The 5,738-nt window shown below is 65.1% G+C and carries 5 protein-coding genes; 4 read left to right on the plus strand and 1 reads right to left on the minus strand.

Features of this window, described 5'->3' with window-relative positions; translation table 11 throughout:
- Positions 1–306 precede the first annotated feature (306 nt).
- Positions 307–1,053, plus strand: a complete 747-nt coding sequence (locus VEK15_21425) for an HAD-IIA family hydrolase (protein HXV63274.1) — start codon at positions 307–309, stop codon at positions 1,051–1,053.
- A gap of 497 nt (positions 1,054–1,550) precedes the next feature.
- Positions 1,551–2,003 carry a hypothetical protein gene (locus VEK15_21430; GenBank protein HXV63275.1) on the plus strand — a complete coding sequence of 151 codons (453 nt, stop codon included), beginning with the start codon at positions 1,551–1,553 and terminating at the stop codon, positions 2,001–2,003.
- A gap of 143 nt (positions 2,004–2,146) precedes the next feature.
- On the opposite strand, the gene VEK15_21435 is transcribed toward VEK15_21430, so the two are convergent.
- Positions 2,147–4,603, minus strand: coding sequence for a TonB-dependent receptor (locus VEK15_21435; protein HXV63276.1), 2,457 nt, complete (start codon positions 4,601–4,603; stop codon positions 2,147–2,149).
- A gap of 593 nt (positions 4,604–5,196) precedes the next feature.
- Between VEK15_21435 and VEK15_21440 the strand changes: the two genes are divergently transcribed.
- Complete coding sequence (locus tag VEK15_21440) at positions 5,197–5,604, plus strand: sigma 54-interacting transcriptional regulator (GenBank protein HXV63277.1); 408 nt, start codon at positions 5,197–5,199, stop codon at positions 5,602–5,604.
- 5 nt (positions 5,605–5,609) lie between these two features.
- A partial coding sequence (locus VEK15_21445; GenBank protein ID HXV63278.1) for a sigma 54-interacting transcriptional regulator occupies positions 5,610–5,738 on the plus strand: 129 nt, incomplete at its 3' end.

The raw sequence follows: 5,738 nt of genomic DNA on the forward strand, positions 1-5,738 counted from the left end.
GATGGAAGGAGGTGTGCGTATGTCGAACCGCCCGGCAGTCGTACCCATATTCGCCGGGCTCTTGGAGCGCATGAGCGGCTGGTTCGCAGGAGAGGACGGTCCCGCCGCGAGCCTCGAGACAATCTCCATCGAGAATTCGAACGCTGTTTGCCTCGGCCGCCACGAGAGCCGGCACGAAGGGGCACAGGCCTCGTGGGAGCGAAGCGCGCACGCCCGTCCGAGGTTGAGGCGCGCAGAGTGTCGCGGCGAAGGATTCACACCATCGTTTTGCCGGGTTGGCGTTTCTTGACGGAGTGTCATGGGCGCATGAAGGCCGTGCTCTGCGACATCGACGGCGTCCTGCTCGTGAACAACGAGGCGGTCCCCGGAGCGAGTGAGTTCCTCCACGGCCTCGTGAAGAATGAGCATCCGCTCCTTCTTCTCACGAACTACCCTTCGCAGACGCCGGGTGATCTCCAGAATCGATTCTCAGCGGCCGGCCTGGACGTTCGCGAGGAGTGCTTCTATACCTCCGCGATGGCGACGGCGGATTTCCTCTCCCGACAGCCGGGACGAAAGGCCTACGTCATCGGTGACGGCGGCTTGACCCACGAGCTCTATCGCATTGGATTCACGGTCACCGACATCGATCCCGACTTCGTCGTTCTCGGGGAGACGCACTCTTACAACTGGGAGATGATCCACAAGGCCTCCCATTTCGTGGCGCGAGGAGCACGTTTCATCGCCACCAATCCGGACGTGGCCGGTCCCGACCACCAGCCCGCCTGCGGTGCTCTCGCCGCGCCCATCGAGCGGATCAGCGGCAAGCGCCCGTTCTACGTCGGAAAGCCGAGCGCCTGGATGATGCGAGCTGCGCTCAATCGTCTCGGCGGCCATGCCGAGAGCTCCGTCATCATCGGCGACAACATGGAAACCGACATACTGGCGGGTGTGCAGGCGGGCCTGGAAACCATCCTGGTGTTGACGGGGGTCACGAGAGAAGAACAACTCGATTCCTTCGCGTTCCAGCCCGGCCGGGTGGTTCCGAGCGTAGCTCAGATCGAGAGCCTCTGATCGAACGCGGTGAGGCCCTGAGATGAACGTCCTGTTCTGCGGCACGACCGGCTCCACGTGCCGTGGCTCCGACGCCTGGGCGGCGCACTACTCCCCGCGCGATGGTCGCGGTCCGCATTTCAGCGACGGCCGCGGAACGAGATGGGCATGAAGAACGTGAAGCATCTGGTGAAGCTCGGGAGCGGCTCCATCATCTCGATCCCTTCAGCGTGGTGAGGACGGCACATCCTCGAGCTCGAGGCCATGCGCGGCATCGCCACTCCTCGCACCGTCCCCTCCTCCTGCCCGAACGGATCGGATCGCCGCCACCGGCGGCGGCGTTGCACGAGGACGCGCACGCTCGGTGCCGGTGGGCAATGGCTCCGGTCGTTCCGCCGCTTCGCGACACGGTTCCTCGGGCGGGACGCGTCGAGAAGCGGCATCCGTTTTGCTAACCGCTCCGCGGAGGCGGCAATGAGCAAGGTGACAGAGGGAAAGGAAGTCGCAAGCGAACACTTGTGGTCGATCATTCTTGCGGGCGGAGAGGGCACGAGGACCCAGGAGTTCATCCGGCGCGAGCTGGGAGTCGACAAGCGGCAGAGTCCGCCTTTCGGAACGGGGCCCTCTGGAACACGGCCATCCTCGTAGGGAAGGTTCAGTCGTTCTGGCGCCTGGGCTGGCGCCACCTGCCGCAGATGATGGTTCCCTTCGTGGAGCTGTGGGAAAGCCTGGGAACCGAGAACGAGTCGGCGGTGCTGGAACGAATCTATCGCACGCTTCCGACCCTGGATTTGTCCCGGGATCTCCTGCAGGCCTCGACGGCGAACCTTGTGGTCTCCAAGCTCTCGAACCTCCTGTGGAGCGATTGGGGGAGCCCCGCCCGGATCCGTGAGACCCTCGAGGTCATCGGCGCCCGGGAGCGCGCTTCGGAAGCTCTCGAAACCCTGCACCTCTCGGTCGAGGAAGCGTGAAACCATCCTCTCACGTGGGGCGACATCGGCCTCGAGAAGGTTGCCTTGGTCGTCGAGCGATCCCTCCTTTCTCGCGACCCTGGAGAAGAGGCGAGGGAGAACGGCACCACCGCGGACCAGCGACCCATTCGAAGCGAAGGCCGTCACTCCTCCTTGGACCACACCCTCGATAGGGTGAGGCGCAGGGAGATACCCATATCGACGCTGTTCAGGTATTGGCCGAAGCGCGCGCTCCCCTCGTTCGAGACCACGTCGCGGGGGTTGAAGTGGCTTCCGATGTTGTTGAGCTGGAGGCCCAGGCGTATGTCCCTGCCTTTCACCCTAACGCCCCTGGTGACACGGATATCGAAAGAGAAGAAGCGCGGGAACCGTCCCCCCCGATTCCGCTCGCCCTCCGGAGCGAACCCTCGGTCATAGACGGTGTAGGGAAAGCCGGAGCGCCACTCGAAGGAGGGTCGGACTTCGATATCCCGCGGGAGCCTCCAGGTTCCCCACAGCAGGAAGCGGTGCGGAACGTCGTGGCCCAGGCGCGACCTCTCGTTCGCGTAGATGAGGGGGTACCGCAGATTCTGGTAGAGCGCCCCGAGGTCGTTTAGGTCCCCCTCGGAACGCGACCGCGTGTAGGCGAGAAACAGCTCCCTGTCGGGCCGGGTGGAAAGGCGGAGCGTCGCCTCGAGCTCGCGGCTCTCGGATTCCCCCCGCGACGAGAGAAGGTAGGTTCCCCGGTTCCCCTCGACGATTCGGTCGATCACCATCTCCTTGGCGCCCTCTCGGTGGCGATAGCCGACCTGGAGTTGAAGCCCCTTTGCGAGCTCGCGGTTCAGCTCGAGGTTCCAGGAGACGCTGCGAGGCGAGCTGAGGCCCTCGTCCGCGATCCGGTGTTGGAACACGATCGTTGGATCGGACCCGCTGCCCGCCCCAAACCCCGTCTCGACGCGATTCTGGAACTGCTCGAATGCGTCGGCGTGGAGGGAAACGTGATCGTAGAAGACACCCGCTCCTCCACGGAGTATCGTACGGCCGTCGCGGTCGAGAGCCGCCGCGAACGCGAACCGCGGTACGATCCGGGAGTCGGAGAGGAGATCGTCGTAGTCGTAGCGGATGCCGAGCTCGACGCCCAAGCGATGGTTGAGCCGCCATAGGTCCTGAAGGTAGGCCGAGGCCACCAAGTCCGAGCCCTCGACCGAGGGGTCTCCGAGGAAGCGAACGCGTCCCACGAGCGCAGCATCCGTCCCGACCACGTCCAGCGGGAGCGAGCGATCGATCCCGTCGAAGCTCGTGTGGACGATTCCTCCGCCCCCTTTCAGGAGGTGGCTGCCGAAGAGGTCCGAATACGAACGGGTCACGCTGCCGATAAGATCGAAGCGCGAGGTGTCTCGCTCCACGTTGTTGAAGTAGTTCTGCCTGAGCCCGTCCGGGGTGAGAACCGACGCGCCCTCCCCCTTGGGCCGAAGGGACAGGGAGTACTCCTTTCCCGCCGCGAGGATCTCGACCAGGTTCTTTCCGACCGTCGAGCGGGTGGAAACCGCCGCGTTCCATCCGTTGCTGTGGAACTCCGGGGTCGAGGCCTCGGTGCTCAACGCGTTCAATCCCAGGTTATCGGTCTCGCCTGGGAAGTAGGAGAAGGTCGTGGTGACGTGGTGATTCTCCGCGACCCTCCAGTCGAGCTGGGTGAAGCTGTCGTAGCTCTCGAGCACGCTCTCGTCCCCACCGGACTCGACGTCGTAGACGCGCGACCTCACGAACCGGTATGCGAGGCTCTGGGCGAGCCATAGCTTTCCCTTCTCGATGGGGCCCCGGACCGCGATCTGAGGAACGAACGCGCGGATGCCCTGGATCTTCCCATCACGAAAGTTGATCTTCGGAAGGATGTCTCCGATGTCCAGGTGCCATTCATCCGTCCCCGCGCGGGTGTTCACTTCCGCGACCGCGGCCGTCACCCTGCCGAACTCCGCGGAATACGGGATCTCGGTCACCTTGACCGTTTCCACCGCTCTCAGCGGAAGGTCCACGGCGAAGTCCCCCGTCACCGGATCGGTAACGTTTGCGCCGTTCACGAGCAGGATCGACTGGGTAGGCCGCGCGCCGCTGAAGCTGATGCGGCCTTCCGGGTCCCGAACCACTCCGGGCAACAGGGGGAAGGCGTCGTGGAAGCGGTCCGTCGACAAAGGGAGGAGGTCGAGTCGTGCGGTCTCGATTTCCACGGCAGGGTTGGGCTCGGCCGGAACCCCTTCTTCGACCGGGACCACTCCACGGACCATTACGCTCTCCATGAATCTCGAGAGAGAGAGAGAGACGTCCACCCGGCTCTCGACCTCGCCCGTGACGATCACGTCCTGGACCGTGAGATCCTCGTAGCCGGGAAAGGTGAAGAGCAGGCGGTACGTCCCGGGAGGGACGTCCGCGAACCGGAATTCGCCTTCCGCATTCGAGACCTGGGAGAGAGCGGGACCGCCGTTCTCGGCAAGGGTGACCGAAACTCCGGCAACCGTCTCCTGAGCCGGGTTCGTGATCCTGCCTGAGACGCTCCCGCTGTCGAGAGCTCCCGCAAGACGAGCCGCGACCGCGGCGAGCAGGATGGACATCCTGGCGGCCATCATGTCTCCGCAGTCCGAGGGCAAGGTCCGGTGCGAGAACAGCTCCCCGCTCGGTTCACGGGAACGGAACCCTCCATGTTCGTTCCATACCGCGCACTCATCACGGACATCCGCTCACGAGGGGACATCGCCTCCAAAAGCCCGCAGCTCGCGCTCGGCCTGAAGCCAGTCGTCCCCCAACGCGACTGAGGCCTTCCCCTCGCCGCTCGTTCGGGTCGAACGCCCGCCGCGCGATGGCTTCGTACGTTGGATCGGCCGCGGCGCGAAGCGGAGATTCTTGCTTCCTAGCCGGTCGCCGGCGGGAGCAGCCCACGAGGTCAGCGTCGTCGATCCGCCGCCCAGTGGAGCTCGCTCGCCTTCCCGGTCTCTTCATATGACCTGCCGTTACGTGCCGGCGGACGCACTCGCGACATCCCGTGGTGCCAGTCCTACGGCAGACCCTCGGCTATTGCGGATGCTTTGGGGGGCAACATCGATGCCACAATTGCACCCGTCGCTCGCCGCGAACCATCGCACGTCCGCCCAGCCACTTCCGGGAAACGGATCGGATCGGTGCCGGTTGCCGCGGCGCACGGGAATACGCATACTGCTCGCGGGTGCGCATCGGCAGACGAGTCGCCTCGCGCAGGTCCCGGGGCGCGAGGTTCATTCGAGAATGGGACCGTTTCGAGCCCAGCGCCGTGACCGCTGCCCAGGATGGGCGGGCGGCGAAGGCCTCGAAGACCCATTCCGGCGTCGTGGGAGAATCGGTGGAGCGGCGGGACGTACTGAAGAAAGCGACGCAGGTCGCGGCGACCGATACCACCGTCCTTCTCAGCGGTGAGTCGGGTACGGGCAAGGAGGTCATCGCCCGGTTCCTCCACCGAGCGTCGACCCGGAGAGCCGACCCGTTCATCGCGTTGAACTGCGCCGCGCTTCCCGAGCACCTTCTCGAGTCCGAGCTCTTCGGGCACGAGCGCGGCGCCTTCACCAGCGCTCAGCGACGATGCCCGGACAGGAGGTGAGCGAGATGAGCCCCTCCGCCCAGGCGAAGCTCTTGCGCGCGCTGCAGGAGCGGCAGTTCCAGCGGCTGGGCGGCACCCGGGCTCTGAAGGCCAACATCCGCGTGATCGCGGCGACGAACCGCGATCTCCGGAAG

This window comes from Vicinamibacteria bacterium (genome assembly GCA_035620555.1).
Taxonomy (GTDB): domain Bacteria; phylum Acidobacteriota; class Vicinamibacteria; order Marinacidobacterales; family SMYC01; genus DASPGQ01.

Excerpts from the sequence above, each read along its gene's own strand:
- VEK15_21435 (HXV63276.1), bottom strand. The coding sequence starts at position 4,603 with ATGATGGCCGCCAGGATGTCCATCCTGCTCGCCGCGGTCGCGGCTCGT.
- VEK15_21425 (HXV63274.1), top strand. The coding sequence starts at position 307 with ATGAAGGCCGTGCTCTGCGACATCGACGGCGTCCTGCTCGTGAACAAC.